The organism is Enterobacter cloacae complex sp. P2B, from assembly GCF_014895985.1.
GTDB classification, from domain to species: domain Bacteria; phylum Pseudomonadota; class Gammaproteobacteria; order Enterobacterales; family Enterobacteriaceae; genus Enterobacter; species Enterobacter bugandensis.
This window is the reverse complement of sequence record NZ_JADBQQ010000002.1, coordinates 25,592-50,773: the sequence shown is the minus strand read 5'-3', so window position 1 is coordinate 50,773 and position 25,182 is coordinate 25,592. Positions and strand designations below refer to the sequence as shown.

The following is a 25,182-nucleotide window of genomic DNA, read 5'->3' as shown; positions in this document are numbered from 1 at the left end:
TATGTCAGCTGAAAAATTATTTACCCCCTTAAAAGTGGGTGCCGTCACCGCGCCAAACCGCGTGTTTATGGCTCCGCTTACCCGTCTGCGCAGCATTGAGCCGGGTGATATCCCAACACCACTGATGGGTGAATACTATCGTCAGCGCGCCAGCTCTGGCCTGATCATCACTGAAGCCACGCAGATTTCTGCTCAGGCCAAGGGATATGCGGGTGCGCCGGGGCTGCACAGCCCGGAGCAGATCGCCGCATGGCAGAAAATCACCGCGGGCGTTCACGCTGAAGACGGTCGCATTGCGGTCCAGCTGTGGCATACCGGTCGTATCTCCCACAGCAGCATTCAGCCTGGCGGTCAGGCGCCGGTTTCAGCGTCTGCCCTGAACGCGAACACCCGCACCTCCCTGCGCGATGAAAACGGCAACGCTATCCGCGTCGACACCTCTACGCCACGCGCGCTGGAGCTGGATGAGATCCCAAGTATCGTGAACGACTTCCGCCAGGCCGTTGCTAACGCCCGCGAAGCCGGTTTTGACCTGGTTGAGCTGCACTCCGCGCACGGTTACCTGCTGCACCAGTTCCTGTCACCGTCGTCTAACCATCGCACCGACCAGTACGGCGGCAGCGTCGAAAACCGCGCCCGCCTGGTGCTGGAAGTGGTTGACGCCGTTTGTCAGGAGTGGAGCCCGGACCGTATCGGTATCCGCGTCTCCCCAATCGGTACGTTCCAGAACGTCGACAACGGTCCGAATGAAGAAGCGGACGCGCTGTATCTGATTGAAGAGCTGGCGAAGCGCGGCATTGCCTATCTGCACATGTCCGAGCCGGACTGGGCCGGCGGTAAGCCTTATACGGAAGCCTTCCGTCAGAAAGTGCGCGAGCGCTTCCACGGGGTGATCATCGGTGCGGGTGCTTATACCCCTGAGAAAGCCGAAGATCTGATTAATAAAGGGCTGATCGACGCCGTGGCGTTTGGCCGCGACTATATTGCCAACCCGGATCTGGTTGCTCGACTGCAGCAGAAAGCGGCCCTGAACCCGCAGCGTCCTGAGAGCTTCTACGGCGGCGGCGCGGAAGGCTACACCGACTACCCTTCTCTGTAATCTCGCCATTGTTCATTGATAGCGGCGACACTTCGCCGCTATACTAAAACATCGTTTCTGTTCAAAAAAATAGTCTATTCCATTGGTTAATGAGGAAATTATGCGCCTACTTCACACCATGCTGCGCGTTGGCGATCTGCAACGTTCTATCGATTTCTACACTAACGTCCTGGGCATGAAGCTGCTGCGCACCAGCGAAAACCCGGAATACAAATACTCGCTGGCGTTCGTGGGTTACGGCCCGGAAACGGATGAAGCTGTCATTGAACTGACCTACAACTGGGGCGTGGACAGCTATGAGCTGGGCACCGCCTACGGCCATATCGCGCTGGAAGTGGATAACGCGGCCGAGGCGTGTGAACGCATTCGCAGCAACGGCGGTAACGTCACGCGCGAAGCCGGCCCGGTAAAAGGCGGCACCACCGTTATTGCCTTTGTAGAAGATCCGGACGGTTACAAGATCGAGCTGATTGAAGCCAAAGACGCGGGTCGCGGTCTGGGCAACTGATCCCTCAGGGCGCAACATGCGCCCGTAGTTTTACTGCATCACCCTGCAAAATTTGCCATAATGCGCACTGCTTTTTCCCCTTGTAAGAGACCCTGATGTCCGATAACGCTCAATTTAGCGGTCTGTGCGACCGTTTTCGTGGTTTTTATCCCGTTGTCATTGATGTAGAAACAGCCGGATTTAACGCTAAAACCGATGCGCTGCTCGAAATTGCCGCCATCACGCTGAAGATGGATGAACAGGGCTGGCTTACACCGGACACCACGCTGCATTTCCACATTGAACCTTTCGAAGGGGCAAACTTACAGCCGGAGGCGCTGGCGTTTAACGGTATCGATCCGCATAACCCGCTGCGTGGTGCAGTCAGTGAATATGATGCGCTGCACGCCATATTTAAAATGGTGCGTAAAGGCATGAAAGAGAGCAACTGCAGCCGCGCCATCATGGTAGCCCATAACGCCACCTTCGATCACAGCTTTACCATGGCCGCAGCCGAACGCGCGTCGCTCAAACGCAACCCTTTCCACCCGTTCGTGACCTTCGACACCGCCGCGCTAAGCGGCCTGGCGCTGGGACAAACGGTTTTATCCAAAGCCTGCATTACGGCGGGTATACCGTTTGACGGTACCCAGGCGCACTCCGCCTTATACGATACGGAGCGCACCGCAGAGCTGTTCTGTGAGATCGTCAACCGCTGGAAGCGTCTGGGCGGCTGGCCGCTGCCGATGGGCGACAGTGAAGAATAAAAAAAAGCGACCTCTTCAGGTCGCTTTTTTATTAACGCAGAAAATTATTCAGCGTCCGGCTCTTCCGTTTTGTACTTCGCCGCCGTCTCTTTGATCAGCTGCTGCAGTTCGCCGCGCTGATACATCTCAATCAGGATATCGCAGCCGCCCACCAGCTCGCCGTCTACCCACAGCTGCGGGAAGGTCGGCCAGTTAGCGTATTTTGGCAGCTCAGCGCGGATGTCCGGGTTCTGCAGGATATCAACGTAAGCAAAACGCTCACCACAGGCTGACAGCGCCTGAACCGCTTGCGCGGAGAAGCCGCAGCTTGGCAGCTTCGGAGAACCTTTCATATACAGCAGAATCGGATTTTCAGCGATCTGGCGCTGGATTTTTTCAATAGTGGTGCTCATGTCTTGCTTCCTTTAACTTCTGTTACGGCAGTAGTCTGACATTGTAGCGGGTCAGGCTGGCATCGGAAAATAACATTTTCGTCACGTTTATATATTTTACCCCGACTCCACAAAAGTTGCATTGCAAATGGTGTTTACCCCTTCGCCCGTCAGGGTTTTGCTTAGGGAGTGAACAATTGTGCGTCAGAACGATGAATTTTTTTGCACTTGCTAACGAAACACGTTTTTAGATTGAAAAATGCTATTAACTTCTCGGGTTTTTATGGATTAGAATCGACGGGCTTTGTAAATCACACGCGGGTATTATTGATGACCTGCATATATCAGGGGACTGCCCAGTGGCGCGGATAACTAAAATCTCGATCACGCTCTGTGCTTTACTGTTTACATCACTCACGTTAACGCCAGCGGCAAACGCCTCTCAGCAGGCGCGGCAATCTGCTGTACAAAAAAGCCATCTGGTGAAAGCCACAGAACGTAAGAAAAAAACCAGCAGCAAGAACGACAAGAAAAAAACTACCGCTCAGACTAAACAAACCGCTTCCAGCAAGACGAAAACAAAATCTTCCCGCACTACCCGCACCGCCAAAAATAAAGCTTCGCAGACCGCCGCTAACCTCGTTACAGAAAAATGCATTACCCGTAAAGGCCATAAAGCAAAATGCACGAAGGTAACAAAGCTGGCGGATGTGCATAAAGTGCGTGTGCAAAAAGCGCAAAAAACCGCAATGAATAAACTGATGGGGCAGATTGGCAAACCTTATCGTTGGGGCGGCAGTTCGCCGCGTACCGGTTTCGACTGCAGCGGCCTCGTCTATTACGCCTATAAAGATCTGGTTAAATTCCGTATTCCACGTACCGCCAATGAGATGTATCACCTGCGCGATGCGTCACCGGTTAACCGGGGTGAGCTGGAAAACGGCGACCTGGTCTTCTTCCGCACGCAGGGTCGCGGTACGGCTGACCACGTGGGCGTCTACGTCGGCAACGGGAAATTCATCCAGTCTCCGCGCAGCGGTCAGGACATTCAGATCACCTCGCTCAGCGAAGATTACTGGGTACGTCATTACGTCGGCGCGCGTCGCGTCATGACGCCAAAAACCATTCGTTAATCCCTGCCCTGCCGCATCTGCGGCAGGGTAAGTTCCTCTTTTGCATACCCTTTCAATTTGCTATCCTGTCCTTGTTGTCTGTAGGGTTATTGGCAACACAAAATACAATAAGGAGAGAAGCAATGTCGTTCGAATTACCTGCACTACCGTATGCAAAAGACGCCCTGGCACCGCACATTTCAGCGGAAACCCTGGAATACCACTACGGCAAGCATCATCAGACGTACGTCACTAACCTGAACAACCTCATCAAGGGCACCGATTTTGAAGGCAAAACGCTGGAAGAGATCGTTCGCAGCTCAGAGGGTGGCGTTTTTAACAACGCGGCTCAGGTGTGGAACCACACTTTCTACTGGCACTGCCTGGCGCCGAATGCCGGTGGCGAACCTGCCGGTGAACTGGCAGCCGCCATCAACGCCGCCTTTGGCAGCTTTGCAGAGTTTAAAGCGAAGTTTACCGATGCCGCCATCAAGAACTTCGGTTCTGGCTGGACGTGGCTGGTAAAAGAGGCGGATGGCAAACTGGCTATCGTGTCCACGTCTAACGCGGGCACCCCGCTGACCACCAGCGCTACGCCGCTGATGACAGTGGACGTGTGGGAACATGCTTACTACATTGATTACCGCAATGCGCGCCCGAACTACCTGGAGCACTTCTGGGCTCTGGTTAACTGGGAATTTGTCGCGAAGAACTTCGCCGCGTAAGAGACACGCAGAAGGGGTAACCCTTCTGCGTTTTTGCTTATTCAGCCGTGCAAACCGCTTCAGGCTGTTTACGGCCGGACATCATCACCAGCAGCAGGCCGAGCGCGGCAATAATCGCCCCCATCACCGGCACAAAACTGTACCCCAGACCGCCTGAAATCACGGCGCCTCCGGCGGCGGCACCCAGCGCGTTGCCGAGATTGAACGCCCCGATATTCACGGAAGACGAGAGACCCGGCGCCTCATGGGCGACACGCATCACGCGCATCTGCAGCGGCGGCACCACGGCAAAGGTGGCAGCGCCCCAGACAACCATCGCAATCGCCGCGCCGAATTCATTCTGCGCCAGCCACGGGATCGCGACCATAATGACAATCAGCAGGGTTAAAAAGTCCTTCAGCGTGCCGCTCACGGAACGGTCGGCAAATTTCCCGCCGAGATAGTTGCCAATCGAGAAGCCAACGCCAATCAGCACCAGCATCGCGGTAACAAAGAGTGGCGTTGCGTGGGTAATGTCGTGTAGGACCGGCGAAATATAGGTGTAGAGGGTAAACATCGCTCCTGCCCCCAGCACGGTGGTCAGCAGCGCGGAGAGTACCTGCGGGCGCATCAGCACCGACAGCTCTCTGCGTACATCAGGGCGTTCACCCGCACTGCCTTTTGGCAGGGAGAAGAACAACGCCACCATCGCGACCACGCCCAGGCCGGCCGTCGCCAGGAAGGACATCCGCCAGCCAATGACCTCGCCCAGCCAGGTTGCCGCGGGAACACCGCCGATGTTGGCAATCGTCAGCCCCATAAACATGGTCGCCACGGCGCTGGCCTGCTTGTGTTTTGGCACCACGCTTGCGGCCACGACCGAGCCCAGACCAAAGAAGGCACCGTGGTTGAGGCTGGTCAGAATGCGCGACAGCATCAGAGTGGTGTAATCCGGCGAAATGGCCGAAAGCACGTTGCCCAGGGTGAAAATCGCCATCAGGAAAATCAGCGCATTGCGGCGCGCACGGTGCGAAAGCAGTAGCGTCATCAGCGGCGCTCCTACCATCACGCCGATGGCGTAGGCGCTGATTAACATCCCGGCGGCCGGGATCGAGACGTCCACGCCCCGGGCGATAACGGGCAGTAACCCCATCGGGGAGAATTCAGTGGTGCCAATCCCAAAAGCGCCAATCGCCAGGGCCAGCAGGGGAAAATTGATTTTCATGCGTCAACTCCGGATGCCGTGTCATGTGGTGACACAGAACAAAGAAGCGGAAAGCATGACATCAATCACAAAAAATGAGAAGTTAACAAAATGGCAAAAGATTTTTGCCAGAGAAGTAACAATCGGAGCGTTCGGGAGGGAGAAGGCTCTCCCCCCGCGTAAATCAATGCAGCGCAGCCGTCAGGCCAGCCGCCACAATCAGCGCCAGCACAATAACGGTGGTGAACAGCGAAAACTTCAGATCGGAACTCATCAATTTTTCTCCTTTTAATCCCCCCACGAAAAGTGAGCTTGCTCATTTTTGCACAGTTTACGTCAAAAATCTTCCTGGATTTAAGCTGATAAACACTTTACCTCTTCCCCTTTTCATCAAGATAGGCCAAAATTCCACGCTAAATTTATTAGCGTACCGGCCATTGACCCCCTCCTGACGTCCCGTGTCGTTTTCCCGGCGTGCCGCAATTCAAAATTGCGTGATAAGGGTGAGAGAAGGCAAACGTTTACCTTCAAGTTTTTCAGGAGTTTAGGATATGGTCTGGAGTGACATTTAATGGCAACAATTAAAGACGTAGCAAAACGCGCAAACGTTTCCACTACAACCGTATCACATGTAATTAACAAAACCCGTTTTGTGGCGGAAGAGACGCGCAACGCCGTCTGGGCAGCGATCAAAGAGCTGCACTACTCGCCAAGCGCGGTTGCGCGCAGCCTCAAGGTTAATCACACCAAGTCTATTGGTCTGCTGGCGACCAGCAGCGAAGCAGCCTATTTTGCCGAGATCATTGAAGCGGTAGAAAAAAACTGCTTCCAGAAAGGCTATACCCTGATTCTCGGCAACGCCTGGAACAGCATTGAAAAACAGCGCGCCTACCTGTCGATGATGGCGCAAAAGCGCGTGGACGGCCTGCTGGTGATGTGTTCGGAGTACCCGGAATCCGTGCTGTCGATGCTGGAAGAGTATCGCCATATCCCTATGGTGGTGATGGACTGGGGCGAAGCGCGCGCCGACTTCACCGACTCCGTTATCGATAACGCCTTCGAAGGCGGTTACATGGCGGGCCGTTATCTGATCGAACGCGGCCACCGCGAGATTGGCGTGATCCCGGGCCCGCTGGAACGCAACACCGGCGCGGGCCGCCTGGCCGGTTTTATGAAAGCGATGGAAGAAGCGCTAATCACCGTGCCGGAAAACTGGATCGTGCAGGGCGACTTTGAGCCGGAATCAGGCTACCGCGCGATGCAGCAGATCGTCTCCCAGCCTCACCGTCCAACCGCCGTTTTCTGCGGGGGCGATATCATGGCGATGGGCGCCCTCTGTGCGGCTGACGAGCTGGGTCTGCGCGTACCGCAGGACATCTCCGTGATCGGATATGACAACGTGCGCAACGCGCGCTTCTTCACGCCAGCGTTGACCACCATTCACCAGCCGAAAGATTCACTGGGTGAAACCGCCTTCAATATGCTGCTGGACAGGATCGTCAACAAGCGTGAAGAGTCGCAGTCCATTGAAGTTCACCCTCGCCTCATCGAACGCCGTTCCGTTGCGGATGGCCCGTTCCGCGACTACCGTCGTTAATTTCACTGCGGAGCCAGTCAGTCTGGCTCCCGCAGCCACTCCCGGTTAAGCGTTTCGCTGTCCCCCAGATAGTCCAGCAGCCAGGCCATCGCCGGCGAGACATCATTTTGTTGCCAGGTGAGGCAGCAGGCCGCATCCGGGAACGGATTCTCCAGCGTTAGCTCAACCCACTCACCGGTGTCGATTCGCGGACGTGCAAAATGGGCGGGCACCATGCCTACGCAGAGCCCGGCGCTGAGGCACGTCGCCGACGATCCCCAGTCAGGGGCGACAACCCGCCGCTGGTTGTCCAGCAGCCAGGTAATTCGCTTCGGCAGCGAGCGGGAGGTATCTTCCAGCACCAGCGACGGCCAGCTGCGCAGCGTATCGTCGCTCAGCGGCCCTTCCGTCGCCGCCAGCGGATGATCGCTTGCCACCACGCATTTCCAGCTCAGCATCCCCATATCGCGAAAGGCGTAACGTCCCCCGACCGGGATCGCCTGGGTCGCGCCAATCGCCATCTCTACCCTGCCATCCGCCAGCGCATCCCAGACGCCGTTGAACACCTCCTGCGAGACCCGCAGTTCTACGTCAGAGAAATGCCGATAAAAATCGACAATCATCTGCCGGGTGCGCTCGGGCTTAACGATGTTATCCACGGCAATGGAAAGGTGGCCCCGCCAGCCGTTCGCGATCTGCTGGCACTGCTCGCGGGTGATCTGCATTTTTTTGATAACAGAACGCCCTTCCTTTAAAAACCACGCCCCTGCGGGCGTTAATTCCACATCACGATGCCGCCGTTCAAACAGCGGTACCGCCAGCCACTCCTCAAGCTGTCGCACCGTATAGCTGATGGCCGAAGGGACGCGGTGCAACTCCTGCGCCGCTCCGCTAAAGCTGCCGTTACGCGCGACAGCATCGACCACTTCAAGAGAATAATCTGACCACATTTTCTGCCTGCAAAAAATTTGAATGCACCCGCCAAATATTAGCGTTTCACAAGCGGCTTTGCACTCCCTACACTCAGCGCCAACGTATACCTGCCTCCTCAGGAGAATAAAACAGTGCAACCCAGGAAAGGTTTTTTAGTCTGGCTCGGCGGCTTAAGCGTGCTGGGCTTTTTGGCCACCGATATGTACCTGCCGGCGTTTGCCGCCATGCAGGAAGATTTGCAAACCCCTGCTGCCGCCATCAGCGCCAGCCTGAGCCTGTTCCTGGCCGGTTTTGCCTTCGCGCAGCTGCTCTGGGGACCGCTTTCGGATCGCTTTGGGCGTAAACCGGTGCTGCTGCTGGGGCTGGCCATTTTTGCCGTGGGCTGCCTGGGGATGCTATGGGTGCGCGATGCCACCTGGCTGCTGGTGCTGCGGTTTGTTCAGGCGGTCGGCGTCTGTGCCGCGGCCGTGACCTGGCAGGCGCTGGTCACCGATTACTATCCGGCGAACCGCACTAACCGTATTTTCGCCACCATCATGCCGCTGGTAGGGCTCTCACCGGCCCTCGCCCCGCTGCTGGGAAGCTGGATCCTCGCGCACTTTGACTGGCAGGCCATCTTTGCCACGCTGTTTGCCATCACGCTGGTGCTGATGCTGCCGGCGTTCGCCCTTAAGCCCGCGCATAAAAAAGAGGCGCACGCAGACGCGAAGCCGATTACCTTCACTTACCTGCTGAGCGCGAAAGCGTATCGCGGCAACGTTCTGATCTATGCCGCCTGCTCAGCGAGCTTCTTCGCGTGGCTGACCGGTTCGCCTTTTATTCTGCACGATATGGGCTATAGCCCGGCGGCCATTGGCCTGAGCTACGTTCCGCAGACCATCGCGTTCCTGGTGGGCGGGTACGGCTGCCGCGCGGCGCTGCAAAAATGGGAAGGCCAGCAGATGCTGCCCTGGCTGCTAGTGCTCTATGCGCTGAGCGTCATCGGCACCTGGGCCGTTGGCTTTATTCCGGGCGCGGGTCTGGCCGAAATATTGATTCCATTCTGCGTGATGGCCATCGCGAACGGGGCGATCTACCCTATCGTTGTGGCGCAGGCGCTACGTCCATTCCCGCAGGCGACAGGCCGCGCGGCTGCGCTGCAGAACACCCTGCAGCTGGGGCTGTGCTTCCTGGCAAGCCTGGTGGTCTCCGCGCTGATTGCCACGCCGCTGGTGACGACGACCAGCGTGATGCTGGCTACCGTTGCGCTGGTGGCGTTGGGTTATCGCATGCAGGCCTCCGCGCAGGATGAGAGCACGCAGGTAGAAACCTCGCATGCCTAATCGCGCCAGAAACTATGTTAATTCTCAGTGATTAGGTTGCTAAGAATTTTCTATTGAATCACCAAATTTTGAGGCCTATACTAAATTTGGTTCGATTAAATACGATAAATATTATGTGTTAACGGGAGCCGGAGTGCTCCCGTTTTACCATGGAAGGCATTTCGGCAAGGGTTATCTCCCTTCCTCTGTTCTACGTCGGATACTAGCCTCGCGGTATTTACCGTGAGATTTCTCACAAACCAAAAAAGCGTCTACGCTGTTTTAAGGTTCTGATCACAGTAGGGTGATGGAGAAGCTATGAGTTCATCGTGTATAGAAGAAGTCAGCGTTCCGGACGATAACTGGTCCCGGATCGTCAGTGAACTGTTAGGTCGGGCAGGCATCACTATCAACGGATCATCCCCATCGGATCCTCAGGTTAAACATCCCGATTTTTTTAAACGCGTGTTGCGCGAGGGGTCGCTAGGCCTGGGGGAAAGCTATATGGACGGCTGGTGGGAATGCGAACGGCTGGATACTTTTTTCGCCAGCGTGCTGCGTGCCGGTCTGGAAAAACAGCTCCCCCGCAATCTTAAAGACACCCTGCGTGTCGCCTCTGCCCGTCTCTTTAACCTGCAAAGTAAAAAGCGTGCCTGGATCGTCGGCAAAGAGCATTACGATCTCGGCAACGATCTGTTCAGCCGCATGCTGGACCCCTTCATGCAATACTCCTGCGCCTACTGGAAAGAGGCGTCGACGCTTGAAGAGGCTCAGCAGGCCAAGCTGCGGCTGATTAGCGAGAAATTGCAGCTGCAGCCCGGTATGCGCGTGCTGGATATCGGCTGCGGCTGGGGCGGGCTGGCGTATTTTATGGCGAAGCACTACGGCGTCAGCGTGGTCGGCGTCACCATTTCCGCTGAACAGCAAAAAATGGCGCAGGAGCGGTGCCTGGGGCTTGATGTGGATATCCGCCTGCAGGATTACCGGGACCTGAACGAACAGTTTGACCGGATCGTATCCGTGGGCATGTTCGAGCACGTCGGGCCGAAAAATTACGACACCTATTTCGAGGTGGTGGACCGTAATCTGAAACCGGACGGTATTTTCCTGCTGCACACCATCGGCTCTAAGCGGACCGACAATAACGTTGACCCGTGGATCAACAAATACATCTTTCCGAATGGCTGTTTACCGTCCGTACGCCAGATTGCCAACGCCAGCGAATCCCATTTCGTGATGGAAGACTGGCATAACTTCGGCGCGGATTACGACACCACGTTAATGGCGTGGCATGCACGTTTTCAGGAAGCCTGGCCTGAAATTGCGGACAACTATTCTGAACGATTCAAGCGGATGTTTAGCTATTATCTGAATGCCTGCGCGGGGGCGTTTCGCGCGCGAGATATTCAGCTCTGGCAGGTTGTTTTTAGCCGTGGGATTGAACACGGCTTGCGGGTCGCACGCTAGAAAAATAACCCCGGCCAGCCGGGGTTATTTTTTATTCTTCTTCTACAGCTTTAATTATTGCGGCTTCTTTTGCGGCCAGCACGCGCTCAACGGTATCTACAACCGCCTGGGTTTGCGGATCGATTTCGATATTCACGCGATGCCCCAGTTTTTTCGTACCCAGCGTGGTGCGCTGCAGCGTCTCGGGAATTAAATGCACGCAAAAACGCGTCGGAGTAACTTCTCCCACCGTCAGACTAATCCCATCAATGCCAATAAACCCTTTATAGAGGATGTATTTCATTAATGACGGGTCCTGCACTTTAAACCAGATTTGACGGTTATTTTCTGATGTGACGATTTTCGCCACTTCGGCGGTGGTCATGATGTGCCCGGACATCAGATGGCCGCCAATCTCGTCGCTGAACTTCGCCGCGCGCTCAACGTTGACGGTGTCCCCCACCACCAGCTCGCCCAGGTTGGTAATACGCAGCGTCTCTTTCATTAAATCAAAGCTAATCTGGTTGCCATTAATTTCGGTGACGGTCAGGCAGCAGCCGTTATGGGCAACCGAGGCGCCGGTTTCGATGCCGTCGAGCATATATTCCGGCAGCTCTACAACATGAGTACGAAAATTAGGTTTTTCATCAATGGACACCACTTTGGCGGTGCCCTGCACAATACCAGTAAACATGCTTACAACTCCTGTTTTTTCCGGACGGTGGTGACACCGTTTAATCCCACCACAATAACAGTTGGAAAAACAGGTTGCCAGCGGAGCGCATTTTCTGGCGATTTTTTCACTAGATAAATAGCTAAAGCCCGCTACAATAGCTGGCACCCCCCTGCATTTTCTTCTTGCTGCCCGTTTCGGCGGCTTTTTTAGTCTCTCATATAACTACAAAATAAAGGTGTTCACGTGCAGAAGTACATGAATGAAGCGCGCCAGCTATTGGCACTGGCTATACCAGTGATCGTCGCGCAGGTGGCCCAGACCGCAATGGGATTTGTGGATACGGTAATGGCAGGTGGCTACAGCGCCACCGATATGGCGGCCGTTGCCATCGGCACGTCAATCTGGCTGCCGGCCATCCTGTTCGGCCACGGTCTGCTGCTCGCCCTCACCCCGGTTATCGCTCAGCTTAATGGCTCGGGTCGTCGCGAGCGTATTGCCCATCAGGTCCGCCAGGGTTTCTGGCTGGCAGGGTTTGTCTCCGTGCTGATTATGGTCGTGCTCTGGAACGCGGGTCATATCATCCGCGCCATGCATAATATTGACCCGGCGCTGGCAGACAAAGCCGTGGGCTATCTGCGCGCCCTGCTCTGGGGTGCGCCCGGCTACCTCTTTTTCCAGGTCGCCCGTAACCAGTGTGAAGGGCTGGCGAAAACCAAGCCCGGCATGGTGATGGGCTTTATCGGCCTGCTGGTGAATATTCCGGTGAACTACATCTTTATCTACGGCCATTTCGGCATGCCGGAGCTGGGCGGCGTCGGTTGCGGCGTGGCGACGGCCGCCGTTTACTGGGTCATGTTCTTCTCTATGCTTACTTTTGTGAAGCGCGCCCGCTCCATGCGCGATATTCGTAACGAGAACAGATTCAGCACGCCGGACTGGAACATCATGACGCGCCTGGTGCAGCTGGGGCTGCCGATTGCCCTTGCGCTGTTCTTTGAGGTGACCCTGTTTGCCGTGGTCGCCCTGCTGGTCTCCCCGCTGGGCATTGTGGACGTCGCCGGGCACCAGATCGCGCTGAACTTCAGCTCTCTGATGTTTGTTCTGCCCATGTCGCTGGCCGCGGCAGTGACGATCCGCGTGGGTTTCCGCCTGGGGCAAGGCTCGACGCTTGATGCGCAAACCGCCGCGCGCACCGGATTAGGCGTTGGCGTCTGCATGGCCATTTGCACGGCGCTTTTTACCGTGGCGCTGCGCGAGCAAATTGCCCTGCTCTATAACGATAATCCGGAGGTCGTCACGCTGGCATCGCACCTGATGCTGCTGGCCGCGATTTACCAGATTTCTGACTCCATTCAGGTGATTGGCAGCGGCGTATTGCGCGGCTATAAAGACACGCGTTCGATCTTCTTTATTACCTTTATCGCCTACTGGGTGCTGGGTCTGCCTACTGGCTACGTGTTGGCGCTGACCGATCTGGTCGTTGATCGCATGGGGCCAGCCGGATTCTGGATGGGCTTTATCATCGGACTGACGTCGGCGGCGATCATGATGATGATGCGCATGCGCTTCCTGCAGCGCCAGCCGTCAACGGTAATTTTGCAGCGCGCTGCGCGTTAACTACGCAGTAGCCGCCAGCTGGCGGCTACTTTCTCTTCACTTTGCGCGGTAATGAAGCAATCGCGTGAAATCAGAGAGAAAAATGCGTTTTCCCTCTTGCCTCCTTGATGCTGTGCCGCTAATATTCGTCCCCGTTGTCACCGACAACACGTTGCGTTCATAGCTCAGTTGGTTAGAGCACCACCTTGACATGGTGGGGGTCGTTGGTTCGAGTCCAATTGAACGCACCATTCTGCGTCCGTAGCTCAGTTGGTTAGAGCACCACCTTGACATGGTGGGGGTCGGTGGTTCGAGTCCACTCGGACGCACCATTTCAGTCCTGAAATGGTGCAAATTCTCTCCTTTTACCCTGAATTTTCATAATCGCTTATTTTCATCATTATTCTCCTGCTACGCTTTTCTTATGGAATAAATACAGGAAGCGCGTCAATGAAGAATATCGCGATTATCGGCTCCGGCCCTACAGGGATTTACACCTTTTATCATCTGCTTAATAACAGCACCCCGCTCTCCGTATCCGTCTTCGAACAGGCCGATGAAGCCGGCGTGGGCATGCCCTATAACGACGACGATAATTCCCGGCTGATGCTGGCGAACATTGCGAGCATAGAAATCCCGCCCATTTTTATGACCTACCTCGACTGGCTCAAGGAACAGAGCGACACCCATCTGGCGCGCTTTAAGGTTGATAAAGCCAGCCTGCATGACCGGCAGTTCCTGCCCAGACTCCTGTTGGGAGAGTATTTTCGCGACAGCTTGCGTTCAATCGTGAAAGAGGCAAAAAAACTGGGGTACCAGGTTGCGGTCCATGAATCCGCGAAGGTAACGGACATCATCCCCTCGACAACCGGCGTAACGCTTTCCGTCAACGACACCACTTTGCCCGAACAGTTCGACCTGGCGGTTATCGCCACCGGCCACGTCTGGCCAGATGAGGAGGAAGCCACGCGCACGTTCTTCCCCAGCCCGTGGTCGGGGTTGATGGACGCCAGCATTCCCCCTTGCCGCGTGGGCATTATGGGAACGTCGTTGAGCGGTCTGGACGCGGCTATGGCGGTGGTAATGCAGCACGGTGAGTTTCGTGACGGTAAATACCTCCTCGACAAGGGCAGCGAAGGGTTAAACATTACGCTGATGTCCCGCACGGGCATTCTGCCTGAAGCCGATTTTTACTGTCCAATCCCTTACGAACCGCTGTCGGTATTGACCGAATTCGTGGTTGAACGCGAGATAGCCAAAGGATCGGACGGCCTGCTTGACCGCATATTTTCCCTGATGGTGAAAGAGCTCGAGCTCGCTGACCCGGCGTGGTGCGAGAAAATTTCTCTGCGTAACCAGGATGCCGACAGCCTTCGTGAGGCATGGTTTGAGGACCGTAAACGGCACGGCCCCTTTACCTGGGCGGAAGAGAACCTCAGCGAGGTTGAACGCAACAAACGCGAACGGCGCACCGTGGCCTGGCGCTATACCGTCCTTCGACTGCATGAGGTGGTTCAGGAGATTGTGCCCCACCTCAACGACGACGACAGAGAGCGCTTTAAGCAGGGCCTCGCCCGCGTGTTTATCGATAACTATGCCGCCATCCCGCCGCAGTCTATCCGCAGGCTGCTTGCGCTTCGCGAGGCCGGCATCATTAGCGTGGCGGCGCTTGGCGATGATTACACGCTCGACGCCGGCAGCGATCGGACGGTAATTACCACCAAAGAGAGCGTTTATCGTTTCGACGTGTTTATTGACGCGCGCGGGCAAAAGCCGCTCAAAACAAAGGACTTGCCTTTCCCGACGCTGCGTAAACAGCTGGCAGAGACGGGCGACGAGATACCCGACGTTGGCGAGGATTACACGCTTAAAGCGCCTGAAACGGTTCGCGGGCGCATTGCTTTCGGTGCGATACCGTGGCTGATGCACGATAGACCCTTCGTTCAAGGGCTGGCGGAGTGTGCGGAGATTGCAGAGGCGATGGCGAAGGCGGCTGAAAAACCTGCCTCGGGGAGACGGCGTCGGTTACCGTACGTGGAGAACTGACAGGGCTTCCATGCCCTGCTATCGGTAATTACTCGAAGAAGACCTCTGGGTTTTCCGACAGCGATACGAACGTTTTGGTGTTCTTATCCAGGGCAAGGATTTTGCCGCTTTCAATGTCATACACCCAACCGTGCAGACGAAGCGAATTATTACGCAGGCCCACCGCGACGGACGGATGGGTCTTGATGTTGCTCAGTTGCGCAAACACGTTCTCCTGCACCATCGCATTCACTTTATCGATCGGCTTGTCCCAGCTTTTCTTCTCTACCACGGCTTTCGCCGCGTCGGAATAGCGCAGCCAGTGCGATACGGCTGGCATTGGCTCCAGGTTGGCGTTATCGGCAATCGCCTTCATCGCGCCGCAGTTGGAGTGGCCGCAGATCACGATATCCGTCACGCCCAGCGCCACCACCGCGTATTCGATAGTTGCAGATACGCCGCCCGGCTCCGGCCCGAAAGGCGGAACAATGTTGCCAGCATTACGAATGACAAAAAGCTGTCCCGGCTCTTGCTGGGTGACCAGTTCAGGAACCAGACGGCTGTCGGAGCAGGAGATGAACAGCGCTTTGGGATTCTGGCTGGACGCTAAACTGCGAAAGAGCTCTTTACGTTGCGGGAAAATCTCTTTTTGAAAGCTGAGAAAACCTTCAATGATATGTTGCATAGCAATTTCTCTTTTATCTGTTTTCGTTTAGGTATGATCGCGATCACACTCGTAAAGTTTACCCACCGTACTTTACCTGAGACAAGCAATATATTTCTGGCCCGACCGCTGCACGATGTCGTCGGCGTTCGCCGGGATGTTTTGCCCTTCGAACGCGCCGTAAAGACGAGCGAATGATTTTCCCGCCAGGCGCCGGGTAACGTCCTCAACCGTACGGACAGGCAGCGGGAGCATATTCGGGTAGCTCCACATAAAAGACACCGCATCTTTCCCCGGGGTGACCTGCAAAATATCCCCCGCCAGCAAAACGCCCTCGCCCTCCTGCCAGTGCAGTACCGTTCCGCCCGCAAAATGGCCGCCGAGACGTAGCAAAGTGACGGACGGCCAAATCTCCAGCGCCTCCCCCTCCCAGAAATGAATCGCCGGGCTGTTGCGCATCACCCATTCGCGGTCGCTGGCGTGCAGGTAGACCGGAGCATCGAAAGCCGCGGCCCACTCCTGCATCGTGGTGTAATAGTGCGGATGCGAAATCGCAATGGCGTGAAGGCCACCGAGCGCGGTGATGAGCGTTTGGGTTGCCGGGTCAAGGTTGGCAATGCAGTCCCAAAGAATATTGCCGTGCGGGGTGCGCAGAAGCAGCGCCCTCTGGTTAATCGCAAAAGCGGGAACCGTTTTGATACTGAACAGCGCGGGCTCCAGCTGCTGCCATTTATTCACGTGCGTGGCCGTCACCGTCGCGTAATCAATCCACGCCTGACCGCTGACCGGGACATACTGGCGTTCATCCTCGCAAATCGGACATCTCTCCGGCTTTCCATCATAGGAGGTACCGCAGGTTTTACAGAGTGTAATCATGAGCGCTCCTCGGTGATAAAGCACTGAGTATGGCAGGGATTATCCTTATGTGCTGCGAGGTACATTGCCGACGTTTTTTACCCTATACTGTGCCAGTATCAAAAACCGAACAGAGCAGGTGCAACATGGAAATTGATCTCGATAACTTAGTTTTTAACGGTCTGGATGAAGCGGAAGAGCGTAACGCGGAACGTCTGGACGACGCGGATAAAAAAGCGCAGGCGATTGTTGCCGACGACGACTGCGGTGATGCCTGCAAGATTTGATAAAAAAAGCACCGGTAAACCGGTGCTTTTTTATTTTACTTTTTCAGCCCGTCAATGGCCGCCGCACGGTGCGCTTCCACGGTTCTAGGGGAAAGATTCAGGCGTGCAGCCACCTCTTTATTACTGCACCCTTCCAGCAGTACGGTCAGGGTAACCAGAATGCCCTTCTCATTTTTCAGACTGTCGACATTACCAGTTAACGTTGCTGAGAACAAAAAAACGCGGGCGTAATCAGATCTCAGGCGTTTTGCTAAAGCCGGTCAGCATCAGGATCAGGCTTTGCGGGGAAGACGCCGTCTCAAACTGGTAGTGATTTCCCTGACGATCGCCGCCGATGTACCACGAAATCTCGGTTTTCCCTTCTGCCAGCGCCTTGCGCACCGCTTTATCCACGTCCACCATCCGGTATTCGCGGGAGTGGTTAAGGTAAAGCACCGCATCCGAACGATAGTTACAGGCTGGCCGCGACTGCCAGCTCACGCTGGCCGGATCCCAGTCGTTGCTTGCCGGATAGAAGAAAATTTGATCCGCGCCGTTGGTTTCCACTTTCCCGCCATAAATCCGCACGCGGTATTTAAACTGCGAAGGATCCTGTCCGGCAGGCAGCGGGGGAATGTGAAACTTCACCAGCGACAGCGTTTCGCTGTTTTTGGTGCGCCCGCCGTTCTGCCAGTTATCCTGCACCAGCAGGACCTGGGGCTCTGGCTGGGTAAGCGCGGGCTCCAGGCTGCTGAGCCAGACGCTGGCCTTCGCTTTTGAATAACCATACGGAACGGTGGTGCCGCAGTCCAGACCGCGGTTCATGCACAGATCGGTCATAAAGCGCGCGGCGTCTTCCGTCCAGCCGTTCATAAAATCAGCATGCGCCGTATACAGGCTCCCCCACCGCTCTTCACGCTCGTTGCCGTGCATGATGGGGTCGAGAGAAAGCTGCGCTTTGCTGGTATCGAGCGAGCTAATCGTCGGGAGCACGTACGCAATGTTCATGTTCACAGTGGGAATTTTCACCGGGAAGTCGGACGGGCACTGCCCTTTGGTGTCGTAGGTGGCGTTGGCCAGACCGTGAGCGGGCTTAAGATTTACCCCGTCCCAGCAGTTCGGAAACTGAATGCCGATATTAAACTGCACGGCATCGTTCGCCTTGCGTAAGCCGCAGACCTCACCCGTTTTGGTGGTGTAGCCCTTGCCGTTAGCGCACAGGAAGGTGATATGTGGATTCGGCGCGGTGCCGTGATGATCGCCCGCCAGCAGCGACAGCCCCGCCGGGAACGGGTGCAGCGGCCAGGTGTCGACGTTCGATGCCTGATAATAGGTTTTTTGATAGGCGGGTTTGACCACCGTTCCGTCAGGCAATTTCAGAGAGGGTGCCCAGTAGGCCGAGCTGTCTGCTTTGTTATCGCAGGTGGTCTTTTCATCTTTACGCAGCGATTCACGGCTGGAGAAGGCATCCGTTTGCACGTTGCCAAAAAAATCGTGCAGCATGGCCTCGTTGGGCATGCCGTGCATCATAATGGCATCGTCGCCGAGCGTGTGGGAGTAACCGCAGACGACGTGCGCCTGTGGCGCAGCGTGCGCCGCCTGCATGGCAATCAGTAGTGCGGTGGCAGAAAGTGCCGGGGTTAATACTGTCCGTTTCATTATCATCTCCTTCTGAGAAAGGAGATATTGGTATCAAAACGGCCAGGGTTTACCGAGGATTTGCCCGCGTATTTTTCCGTTCATCCCTGCTTTACACGGATCACGCACAGCTCATTCCAGTACGTTTCGCGCGTGCGGCGAAGTTCAGCGTGACGTTTTATCATGGAACCACTCCGGGTCGATGTTAGCGACGTCCACGCCATACAGGCTGGCAACAGGCAGTATTGACTCCAGAACACGCTGCGCGCTGTTCTCCGCATTCGCTGGCCGGGTCGCAAAAAACCGCCGTAGCGTGCCGATCCATTTTTTCATTGCCTTTACCCCTCTCGCTTCACCAGCCCTGAGTTAAGCACGCGTTTCCTGGCCGCGGAAATATCAATTCCGGCAGTCAATGTGCAGGAAGTGCAAATAGCTCCTTACATTTACCTGCCGGTAACACACTGTTCACTAATGCTTTTTTGTATAGAGCAAAGAACATTTTCTTATTTGGCGATAGCTTTTGCTTATGGGAGCGTAACGGTGCAAAACAAAAACAACGGGACGAACGATGACTATGGCAGCAAAGATGAAAAGGTTTAAAAAAGGGACGGCAGTTCTGGGATTACTGGCCGCCGGGAGCCTGTTTTCAGCGCAGGCGCTGGCCGATCGGCTGGAGGATATTAAGGCCGCGGGGGTGGTGAAAGTCGCCACGTTTGACGCCAACCCACCGTTTGGCTCAATTGATGCAAAAACGCACGAGATCGTGGGTTACGACGTGGACTTTGCCAAAGCACTGGCAAAATCACTCGGCGTGAAGCTTGAACTGGTTGCCACCAATCCGGCCAACCGAATTCCGCTGCTTCAGTCCGGTAAAGCAGACCTGATCGTAGCGGATATCACCATCACCCCGGAACGCGCGCAGGTGATTGATTTCTCCACCCCCTATTTCGTGACCGGACAACAGTTCCTGGTTCCCGCCAAATCGCCCGATAAGCTGGATGAATACAGCCGGGCGCGCATTGGCGCGGTCAAAGGCACCACGGGTGAACAGGCGCTCCACCAGCGTTTCCCGCAGTCCCGCGTGCTGGCTTATGACGACATTCCTCTGGCGCTGACGGCGCTGCGCAACGGCAACGTGCAGGCCATTACCCAGGACAGCACAATTCTTGCAGGCCTGCTGGCACAGGCTCCGGATAAAGCGAACTTCAAAATCCTGCCCGATCTGCTCAGTAAAGAAGAAATTGGCGTCGGGGTGAAGAAAGGTGAAACGGCGCTGCTGAAAGCCGTCAACGATGAGCTGGTTAATCTCGAGAAGAACGGTCAGGCGGCAAAAATCTATGACGTTTGGTTTGGCCCAAACACGCCCGCTCCACAGCCTCGCGCCTTTAAAATAGAAGCCAGGTAATTATGCTCTCAGGTTTATTTTCCCACTCCGCGGCCGGTGCCGCGGATTTTTCACATCTGGAACAGGCCAGCGTTGAGTTTCGTCACGTGGACAAACGCTACGGCGACCATCAGGTTTTACGCGACATTAACCTCACCATCACGCCCGGTGAAGTGGTTGCTATTCTCGGCCCTTCCGGTTCGGGTAAATCAACGCTGATCCGTCTTATCAATCAGCTTGAAACCCTGAGCGGCGGGGAAATCCTGGTCGACAGCAAGCCGACCGGGCAGCTTTCCGGCAGCAGGCTGCGTCAGCTGCGCAGCCGCGTTGGATTTGTGTTTCAGCAGTTCAATCTGTATGCCCACCTCACCGCCAGCCAGAACATCACCCTCGCACTGGAGCATGTGCACGGCTGGAAGCCGCAGCCAGCACAGGAGCGCGCGCTGGCGCTGCTGGAGAAGGTCGGAATGCAGGAAAAGGCTAACCACTTCCCCGCTGAACTTTCCGGCGGCCAGCAGCAGCGCGTGGCGATTGCCCGCGCCCTGGCCTCGTCGCCGCAGATCATCCTCTTCGACGAGCCGACGTCGGCGCTCGATCCGGAGATGATTGGCGAAGTGTTATTCGTCATGAAAACCCTTGCCCATAGCGGGATCACCATGATTGTCGTGACTCATGAGATGCAGTTCGCCCGGGAAATTGCCGACCGGATTGTCTTTATCGACGGCGGGCAGATTCTTGAAACCGCGCCGCCGGGACAATTTTTCAGTCAACCGTCGCATCCCCGGGCGCAGCGTTTCCTGCAAAAAGTGCTGAACCCGCTGCACCAGGAGCACCTCTGATGGCCGCCCTCGACTGGCAGGGCGTGCTGGCCGGACAGCCTCTGCAGTGGATACTCTCCGGATTTCTCACCACCCTGTGGGTGACGCTGGCGGGGGGCCTGATCGCCAGCCTGCTTGCACCGTTCTTTTTGCTCCTGCGTCTTTCCGGTGGACGCATCGGGAATGCGGTCGTCAGCGGCTGGGTATCGCTGTTTCGCAATACGCCGCTGTTGGTCCAGCTGCTGTTCTGGTATTTCGCCGCCTGGAACGGGTTACCGCAGGGCTTTCGAGACGCGGTGAATGCGGATCACAGCTGGTCAATTCTGCCCGGCGACGTCTGGTGGTTTACCCCTGAGTTTTTATGTTCTGCCTGGGGGCTGGGCGTTTTTACTTCGGCGTTTTTAATTGAGGAAGCGGCATCGGGACTGCGTTCTGTTCCTGCCGGACAGCAGGAAGCGGCGCTGGCGCAAGGGTTCTCCTCGTGGCGTTTATTTCGCTACATCCTTCTGCCGCAGGGGCTCGCCAACGCCTGGCAGCCCGTTGTCGGCCAGTACCTCAATTTGATGAAGCTCTCCTCGCTCGCCAGCGGGATTGGCTTCGCTGAGCTAACCTACCAGGTCCGGCAGATTGAAAGTTACAACGCCCACGCCATGGAGGCGTTTATCGTCGGTACGGTGCTCTATTTGCTTACCGGCATTGTCATGGGGATGGTGCTGGTGCGCGTCGGTCCGCATTCAGGGAGGAAAAAAGATGGTTACAGGATTTAACGTTATTGTCGAAAACCTGGATTATCTGCTGTGGGGACGAACGGCAGCGGGTGAACCCGGCGGCGTACTGCTTTCGCTGCTGATGGCCGCAGGGGCCGCCCTGCTTGCGCTTCCCGGCGGCGTGACGCTGGCGTGCCTCGCCTGGCGCTATCCTGGGCTGGTGCGCAGGGGGCTTTTTCTGTGGGCGGAGTTGATTCGCGGTATTCCCCTGATTTTTGTGATTTTCTGGATGTGGTATCTGTTGCCGCTGATCACCGGAGGGGATCTGCCGGGGGCGCTGACCGTGACGCTGGCGCTGGCCTGGTTTACGGCGGCATCGGTGATGCATTCGGTTTTTGCCGGGCTCAGGGCGCTCCCAGCGGGTCAAAACGAGGCCGCGCTGTCTCAGGGGTTCAGCACGCAGCAAACCCTGTGGCGCGTGCTGCTGCCGCAGACGCTGAGAAATATTTTGCCGTCGCTGGTGGGAATTTTTATCAGCCTGCTGAAGGATACGTCGCTGGCATTCATCGTCAACGTCCCGGAGCTGACAACGGTGGCGGGACAGGTCAATAACCGGGTGCAAATCTACCCGGCGGCCATCTTTATCTTTACGGGTGCGGTCTATTACTTGCTCTGCTGCTCGCTTGAACAGGTCGCGAAACGCTGGCGCGTTAGCCGGCCAGCGCCTTAACCACCGTTTCCATCGCTTCGGTTGTCAGTGCGCTGCGCTTGATGCGCTGGTTCGCCAGCGCCGTGCGCAGCACGCCCGCAATGACAATATGCTTCGGCTCCTGCCCTAAATCACGCATCTCCAGCACCACCTTTCCGACCACCCGGCACATCTCCTGGTACAGCGCTTCATCTTTGGTCACGTTACCCATCGTCATCACTCCATTGCCTGTTAAACGTTGAGCTTAAATGATTCTCCCGCCGGATACAAAAAAGAAGCCCGGCGAGGATCTCGCCGGGCTTCATCTGGAAAATCAAATAATTAGTTGTTTACTGGAATGACCGCGCCTTTGTATTTGGTGCGGATCCAGTCCTGAATCTCTTTGGAGTGCAGCACGTTCACCAGCGCGACGATGTCTTTCTTTTTCTCGTCGCCGCGATGCACAGTAATGATGTTGGCGTACGGGTTGTTTTCACCGCTCTCTACCGCAATCGGGTCGTGAACCGGATCCAGACCGGCGTCTATCGCATAGTTGGCGTTAATCACCACCGCGTCGCCTTCGTCGTTGTTGTACATCTGCGGCAGCAGGGACGCTTCCACGTTCGGCGTGAACTTCAGTTTTTTCGGGTTCTCAACGATATCGCTGATGCGCGCCGTCACTTTGTCGATGCCCGGCTTCAGCTTGATCACGCCCTCTTTTTCGAAGATGGAGAGAATACGGCCTTCCTCGGAAACCGCATCACGCATGATGATCTTGCCGCCTTCCGGCAGGTCCTTCAGGGATTTGTATTTTTTTGAGTAGATGCCGATTGGCTCAATGTGGATCGCGCCCGCACTGACAAAATCGTAGTCTTTATCGCCCGCATGATCTTTCAGCACGCTGTTCAGGTAAGGAATGTGCTGGAAATAGTTCGCGTCGATGTCATGACCCGCCAGCGCAGTGTTCGGCAGAATGTAGTCCTGGAACGGTTTAATCTCCAGGTCGATACCCTGCTTCGCCAGAATCGGCTTGGCCTGCTCCAGAATTTCGGCGTGCGGCGTGTTGGATGCCCCCACGGTCAGGGTGTCGGCCCAGGAGGCGAAGCTCAGGGCGCTCAGGGTTGCGGCGGCGATCAGTGTCAGTGTCTTTTTCATGATGTGGTTCCTGTGTGTATTTATTAGCGTTTATCTAACAGTGAAGTAATGACATCGCCGCAGAACTGGATAATGAAAACGATGATTAAAATGGTCACCGTTGCCACCAGCGTGACGTCACCATGGTTGCGCTGGAATCCTTCCAGATAAGCCAGATTTCCTAAACCACCGGCGCCAATCACCCCCGCCATGGCGCTGTAGCTCACCAGCGCAATCAGCGTCACCGTAATACCTGATACCAGTGCAGGTGATGATTCCGGCAGTAAAACCCGAAACACGAGCGTGCTAAGCCGTGCGCCCATCGAGCGCGTGGCTTCTATCACGCCTTTATCCACTTCACGCAGGGCAATTTCCACCAGGCGTGCGTAGAACGGTGCGGCACCCACGATCAGCGCCGGCAGCGCCGCGTTGGCACCAAGAATGGTGCCGACGACGGTCTTGGTGAACGGGATCAGCAGAACGATGAGAATGATGAACGGAATCGAGCGGAACACGTTCACCACTATCGAAATGACGCTGTAGACCGTGCGGTTGTGGAACAAGCCACCGCGCGCGGTTAAAAACAGCGCCAGGCCCAGCACGATGCCCAGAACAAAGGTCGCCACGCCGGACAGCGCGGTCATGTACAGCGTCTCCAGCGTTGCAGCCCAGAGCTGATCCCACTTGAGATGCGGAAAGAGATTCTCAGACATGTTTAATTACCTCGCCTTCAATATCGCTGTGCTGCAGGTCGGCGAGGATATTGTTCAGTTGTTCATCGGATGCCGCCACGTGGACCCAGAGCTGCCCGAAAACACCGTGGGCGGTCTGCGTCATTTTTCCGTGCAGGATGTTAAACGGCAGGCCGTAGCGCAGGGTGAGTTCCCCGACAATCGGCTTATGCGTGCTGTGTCCGGTAAAGGTCAGCCTGATCACCGTGCCTTCCAGATCGTTTGCCAGTTCGGTATTGAAGGTCTCTTCCTCGGCGTACTGGCTCACCTGGCGGACAAACTGCTGCGTAATCGGCTGCTGTGGATGGGTAAAGACGCTCAGCACGTCGCCCTCTTCCACCACTTTGCCGTTCTCCATCACCGCCACGCGGTCGCAGATTTTGCGCACCACGTGCATCTCGTGCGTGATCAGCACGATGGTGAGTTTGAAGCGGCGGTTAATGTCCAGCAGCAGATCGAGGATCTGATCGGTGGTCTGCGGGTCGAGCGCGGACGTAGCCTCATCGCAGAGCAGCACGTCGGGGTTGTTGGCCAGCGCGCGCGCAATCCCCACGCGCTGCTTTTGCCCGCCGCTCAGCTGCGACGGATACGCATTTTCGCGTCCTTTCAGGCCAACCAGCTCCACCAGTTCGGCGACGCGCGCCTTAATCTTCGCTTTTGGCACACCGGCAATTTGCATAGAGAAAGCAATGTTCTCACTCACCGTGCGCGACCACAGCAGGTTGAAGTGCTGAAACACCATGCTGATTTTCAGGCGCGCCTGGCGCAGCACTTCACCTTTTGCGGCGGAGATATCCTGCCCGTTAATGGTGACGCTCCCGGCGCTGGGTTTCTCCAGACCGTTCAGCAGGCGAATCAGCGTGCTTTTCCCGGCGCCGCTGTAACCGATAATGCCGTATATTTGTCCCTGCTCTATCGTCAAATTGACGTTATCAACGGCTGTGAGTGCCACCTTTCCGTTGTCAAAAACCTTCGAAATATTGCTCAGTACAATCATTCT

At 56.0% G+C, this 25,182-nt stretch carries 29 protein-coding genes and 2 tRNA genes; 17 read left to right on the top strand and 14 right to left on the bottom strand.

Translation table 11 applies throughout. The annotated features are described in order from the left end of the window. Window position 1 precedes the first annotated feature (1 nt). From IM313_RS00925 to rnt, 3 genes are all read left to right on the top strand, one after another. Window positions 2-1,099 (top strand): alkene reductase, encoded by a 1,098-nt coding sequence (locus IM313_RS00925; RefSeq protein WP_192970970.1) that lies wholly within the window; start codon window positions 2-4, stop codon window positions 1,097-1,099. Window positions 1,100-1,199: 100 nt separating this feature from the next. Beyond that, complete coding sequence (gloA, locus tag IM313_RS00920; protein WP_013096923.1) at window positions 1,200-1,607, top strand: lactoylglutathione lyase; 408 nt, start codon at window positions 1,200-1,202, stop codon at window positions 1,605-1,607. A 95-nt stretch (window positions 1,608-1,702) separates the two neighbouring features. Then, complete coding sequence (gene rnt / locus IM313_RS00915; protein ID WP_028012894.1) at window positions 1,703-2,353, top strand: ribonuclease T; 651 nt, start codon at window positions 1,703-1,705, stop codon at window positions 2,351-2,353. Between the two features lie 44 nt (window positions 2,354-2,397). Here rnt and grxD read toward each other — a convergent pair whose 3' ends face one another. Next, window positions 2,398-2,745: a monothiol glutaredoxin 4 gene (gene grxD, locus IM313_RS00910; RefSeq protein WP_003832760.1), complete on the bottom strand. Its 348-nt coding sequence runs from the start codon at window positions 2,743-2,745 to the stop codon at window positions 2,398-2,400. A 338-nt stretch (window positions 2,746-3,083) separates the two neighbouring features. Here grxD and IM313_RS00905 point away from each other — a divergent pair, with 338 nt between their 5' ends. Next, a complete protein-coding gene (locus tag IM313_RS00905) occupies window positions 3,084-3,857 on the top strand; it encodes a C40 family peptidase (RefSeq protein WP_028012893.1) in 774 nt (257 codons plus the stop codon). Window positions 3,858-3,979: 122 nt separating this feature from the next. Then, window positions 3,980-4,561, top strand: coding sequence for a superoxide dismutase [Fe] (gene sodB, locus IM313_RS00900; protein ID WP_049000847.1), 582 nt, complete (start codon window positions 3,980-3,982; stop codon window positions 4,559-4,561). 37 nt (window positions 4,562-4,598) lie between these two features. Here sodB and IM313_RS00895 read toward each other — a convergent pair whose 3' ends face one another. Together IM313_RS00895 and IM313_RS00890 are read right to left on the bottom strand one after the other, a co-directional pair. Beyond that, on the bottom strand, window positions 4,599-5,765 hold the full coding sequence (locus IM313_RS00895; protein WP_192970969.1) for an MFS transporter: 1,167 nt from the start codon (window positions 5,763-5,765) through the stop codon (window positions 4,599-4,601). A gap of 163 nt (window positions 5,766-5,928) precedes the next feature. Further along, on the bottom strand, window positions 5,929-6,018 hold the full coding sequence (locus IM313_RS00890) for a YnhF family membrane protein (RefSeq protein ID WP_020688313.1): 90 nt from the start codon (window positions 6,016-6,018) through the stop codon (window positions 5,929-5,931). A gap of 297 nt (window positions 6,019-6,315) precedes the next feature. Between IM313_RS00890 and purR the strand changes: the two genes are divergently transcribed. Beyond that, window positions 6,316-7,341 carry an HTH-type transcriptional repressor PurR gene (gene purR, locus IM313_RS00885; RefSeq protein ID WP_008500597.1) on the top strand — a complete coding sequence of 342 codons (1,026 nt, stop codon included), beginning with the start codon at window positions 6,316-6,318 and terminating at the stop codon, window positions 7,339-7,341. Window positions 7,342-7,358: 17 nt separating this feature from the next. On the opposite strand, the gene punR is transcribed toward purR, so the two are convergent. Further along, window positions 7,359-8,270, bottom strand: a complete 912-nt coding sequence (punR, locus tag IM313_RS00880; protein ID WP_028012890.1) for a DNA-binding transcriptional activator PunR — start codon at window positions 8,268-8,270, stop codon at window positions 7,359-7,361. A 114-nt stretch (window positions 8,271-8,384) separates the two neighbouring features. Between punR and punC the strand changes: the two genes are divergently transcribed. Beyond that, complete coding sequence (gene punC / locus IM313_RS00875) at window positions 8,385-9,575, top strand: purine nucleoside transporter PunC (RefSeq protein ID WP_192970968.1); 1,191 nt, start codon at window positions 8,385-8,387, stop codon at window positions 9,573-9,575. Window positions 9,576-9,872: 297 nt separating this feature from the next. Further along, window positions 9,873-11,021 carry a cyclopropane fatty acyl phospholipid synthase gene (gene cfa / locus IM313_RS00870; protein WP_062935571.1) on the top strand — a complete coding sequence of 383 codons (1,149 nt, stop codon included), beginning with the start codon at window positions 9,873-9,875 and terminating at the stop codon, window positions 11,019-11,021. A 31-nt stretch (window positions 11,022-11,052) separates the two neighbouring features. Here cfa and IM313_RS00865 read toward each other — a convergent pair whose 3' ends face one another. Next, on the bottom strand, window positions 11,053-11,694 hold the full coding sequence (locus IM313_RS00865) for a riboflavin synthase subunit alpha (RefSeq protein ID WP_192970967.1): 642 nt from the start codon (window positions 11,692-11,694) through the stop codon (window positions 11,053-11,055). Window positions 11,695-11,919: 225 nt separating this feature from the next. On the opposite strand from IM313_RS00865, the gene mdtK reads away from it, so the two are divergent. The 4 genes from mdtK to IM313_RS00845 all read left to right on the top strand — a co-directional run bounded on the left by mdtK (window position 11,920) and on the right by IM313_RS00845 (window position 15,318). Beyond that, window positions 11,920-13,293 carry an MdtK family multidrug efflux MATE transporter gene (mdtK, locus tag IM313_RS00860; protein ID WP_048956278.1) on the top strand — a complete coding sequence of 458 codons (1,374 nt, stop codon included), beginning with the start codon at window positions 11,920-11,922 and terminating at the stop codon, window positions 13,291-13,293. Window positions 13,294-13,446: 153 nt separating this feature from the next. Continuing rightward, window positions 13,447-13,523 (top strand) — tRNA-Val (locus IM313_RS00855). A gap of 4 nt (window positions 13,524-13,527) precedes the next feature. Beyond that, window positions 13,528-13,604 (top strand) — tRNA-Val (locus tag IM313_RS00850). Between the two features lie 118 nt (window positions 13,605-13,722). Beyond that, a complete protein-coding gene (locus tag IM313_RS00845) occupies window positions 13,723-15,318 on the top strand; it encodes an FAD-NAD(P)-binding protein (RefSeq protein ID WP_192970966.1) in 1,596 nt (531 codons plus the stop codon). A 28-nt stretch (window positions 15,319-15,346) separates the two neighbouring features. Here IM313_RS00845 and IM313_RS00840 read toward each other — a convergent pair whose 3' ends face one another. Continuing rightward, a complete protein-coding gene (locus tag IM313_RS00840) occupies window positions 15,347-15,982 on the bottom strand; it encodes a carbonic anhydrase (RefSeq protein ID WP_028012884.1) in 636 nt (211 codons plus the stop codon). A gap of 72 nt (window positions 15,983-16,054) precedes the next feature. Then, complete coding sequence (locus IM313_RS00835; RefSeq protein ID WP_192970965.1) at window positions 16,055-16,837, bottom strand: MBL fold metallo-hydrolase; 783 nt, start codon at window positions 16,835-16,837, stop codon at window positions 16,055-16,057. A gap of 125 nt (window positions 16,838-16,962) precedes the next feature. Here IM313_RS00835 and IM313_RS00830 point away from each other — a divergent pair, with 125 nt between their 5' ends. Beyond that, window positions 16,963-17,103, top strand: a complete 141-nt coding sequence (locus tag IM313_RS00830; RefSeq protein WP_003857665.1) for a hypothetical protein — start codon at window positions 16,963-16,965, stop codon at window positions 17,101-17,103. Between the two features lie 35 nt (window positions 17,104-17,138). On the opposite strand, the gene IM313_RS22480 is transcribed toward IM313_RS00830, so the two are convergent. The 3 genes from IM313_RS22480 to IM313_RS00815 all read right to left on the bottom strand — a co-directional run bounded on the left by IM313_RS22480 (window position 17,139) and on the right by IM313_RS00815 (window position 19,053). Then, a complete protein-coding gene (locus IM313_RS22480) occupies window positions 17,139-17,318 on the bottom strand; it encodes a LuxR C-terminal-related transcriptional regulator (RefSeq protein WP_049000831.1) in 180 nt (59 codons plus the stop codon). A gap of 16 nt (window positions 17,319-17,334) precedes the next feature. Then, window positions 17,335-18,741, bottom strand: a complete 1,407-nt coding sequence (locus tag IM313_RS00820) for a DUF1996 domain-containing protein (protein ID WP_049000829.1) — start codon at window positions 18,739-18,741, stop codon at window positions 17,335-17,337. 144 nt (window positions 18,742-18,885) lie between these two features. Then, window positions 18,886-19,053 (bottom strand): hypothetical protein, encoded by a 168-nt coding sequence (locus IM313_RS00815; protein ID WP_032644868.1) that lies wholly within the window; start codon window positions 19,051-19,053, stop codon window positions 18,886-18,888. Window positions 19,054-19,294: 241 nt separating this feature from the next. On the opposite strand from IM313_RS00815, the gene IM313_RS00810 reads away from it, so the two are divergent. Genes IM313_RS00810 through IM313_RS00795 form a run of 4 tightly spaced genes read left to right on the top strand, consistent with a single transcriptional unit; the run spans window position 19,295 to window position 22,359 of the window. After that, window positions 19,295-20,125 carry an ABC transporter substrate-binding protein gene (locus IM313_RS00810; RefSeq protein ID WP_071993779.1) on the top strand — a complete coding sequence of 277 codons (831 nt, stop codon included), beginning with the start codon at window positions 19,295-19,297 and terminating at the stop codon, window positions 20,123-20,125. 2 nt (window positions 20,126-20,127) lie between these two features. After that, window positions 20,128-20,943, top strand: coding sequence for an amino acid ABC transporter ATP-binding protein (locus IM313_RS00805; protein ID WP_192970964.1), 816 nt, complete (start codon window positions 20,128-20,130; stop codon window positions 20,941-20,943). Next, window positions 20,943-21,689: an amino acid ABC transporter permease gene (locus IM313_RS00800; protein ID WP_192970963.1), complete on the top strand. Its 747-nt coding sequence runs from the start codon at window positions 20,943-20,945 to the stop codon at window positions 21,687-21,689. The genes IM313_RS00805 and IM313_RS00800 overlap by 1 nt, the downstream gene beginning before the upstream one ends. Further along, window positions 21,673-22,359, top strand: coding sequence for an amino acid ABC transporter permease (locus tag IM313_RS00795; RefSeq protein WP_028012877.1), 687 nt, complete (start codon window positions 21,673-21,675; stop codon window positions 22,357-22,359). The genes IM313_RS00800 and IM313_RS00795 overlap by 17 nt, the downstream gene beginning before the upstream one ends. On the opposite strand, the gene fumD is transcribed toward IM313_RS00795, so the two are convergent. From fumD to IM313_RS00775, 4 genes are all read right to left on the bottom strand, one after another. Next, window positions 22,340-22,549, bottom strand: coding sequence for a fumarate hydratase FumD (gene fumD, locus IM313_RS00790; RefSeq protein WP_028012876.1), 210 nt, complete (start codon window positions 22,547-22,549; stop codon window positions 22,340-22,342). The genes IM313_RS00795 and fumD overlap by 20 nt on opposite strands. Before the next feature lie 110 nt (window positions 22,550-22,659). Beyond that, entirely contained in the window at window positions 22,660-23,472 is an 813-nt protein-coding gene (locus IM313_RS00785; RefSeq protein WP_028012875.1) for a MetQ/NlpA family ABC transporter substrate-binding protein, read from the bottom strand. 23 nt (window positions 23,473-23,495) lie between these two features. Further along, window positions 23,496-24,164 carry a methionine ABC transporter permease gene (locus IM313_RS00780; RefSeq protein ID WP_028012874.1) on the bottom strand — a complete coding sequence of 223 codons (669 nt, stop codon included), beginning with the start codon at window positions 24,162-24,164 and terminating at the stop codon, window positions 23,496-23,498. Further along, window positions 24,157-25,179, bottom strand: a complete 1,023-nt coding sequence (locus IM313_RS00775; protein ID WP_192970962.1) for a methionine ABC transporter ATP-binding protein — start codon at window positions 25,177-25,179, stop codon at window positions 24,157-24,159. The genes IM313_RS00780 and IM313_RS00775 overlap by 8 nt, the downstream gene beginning before the upstream one ends. Window positions 25,180-25,182: the final 3 nt, after the last annotated feature.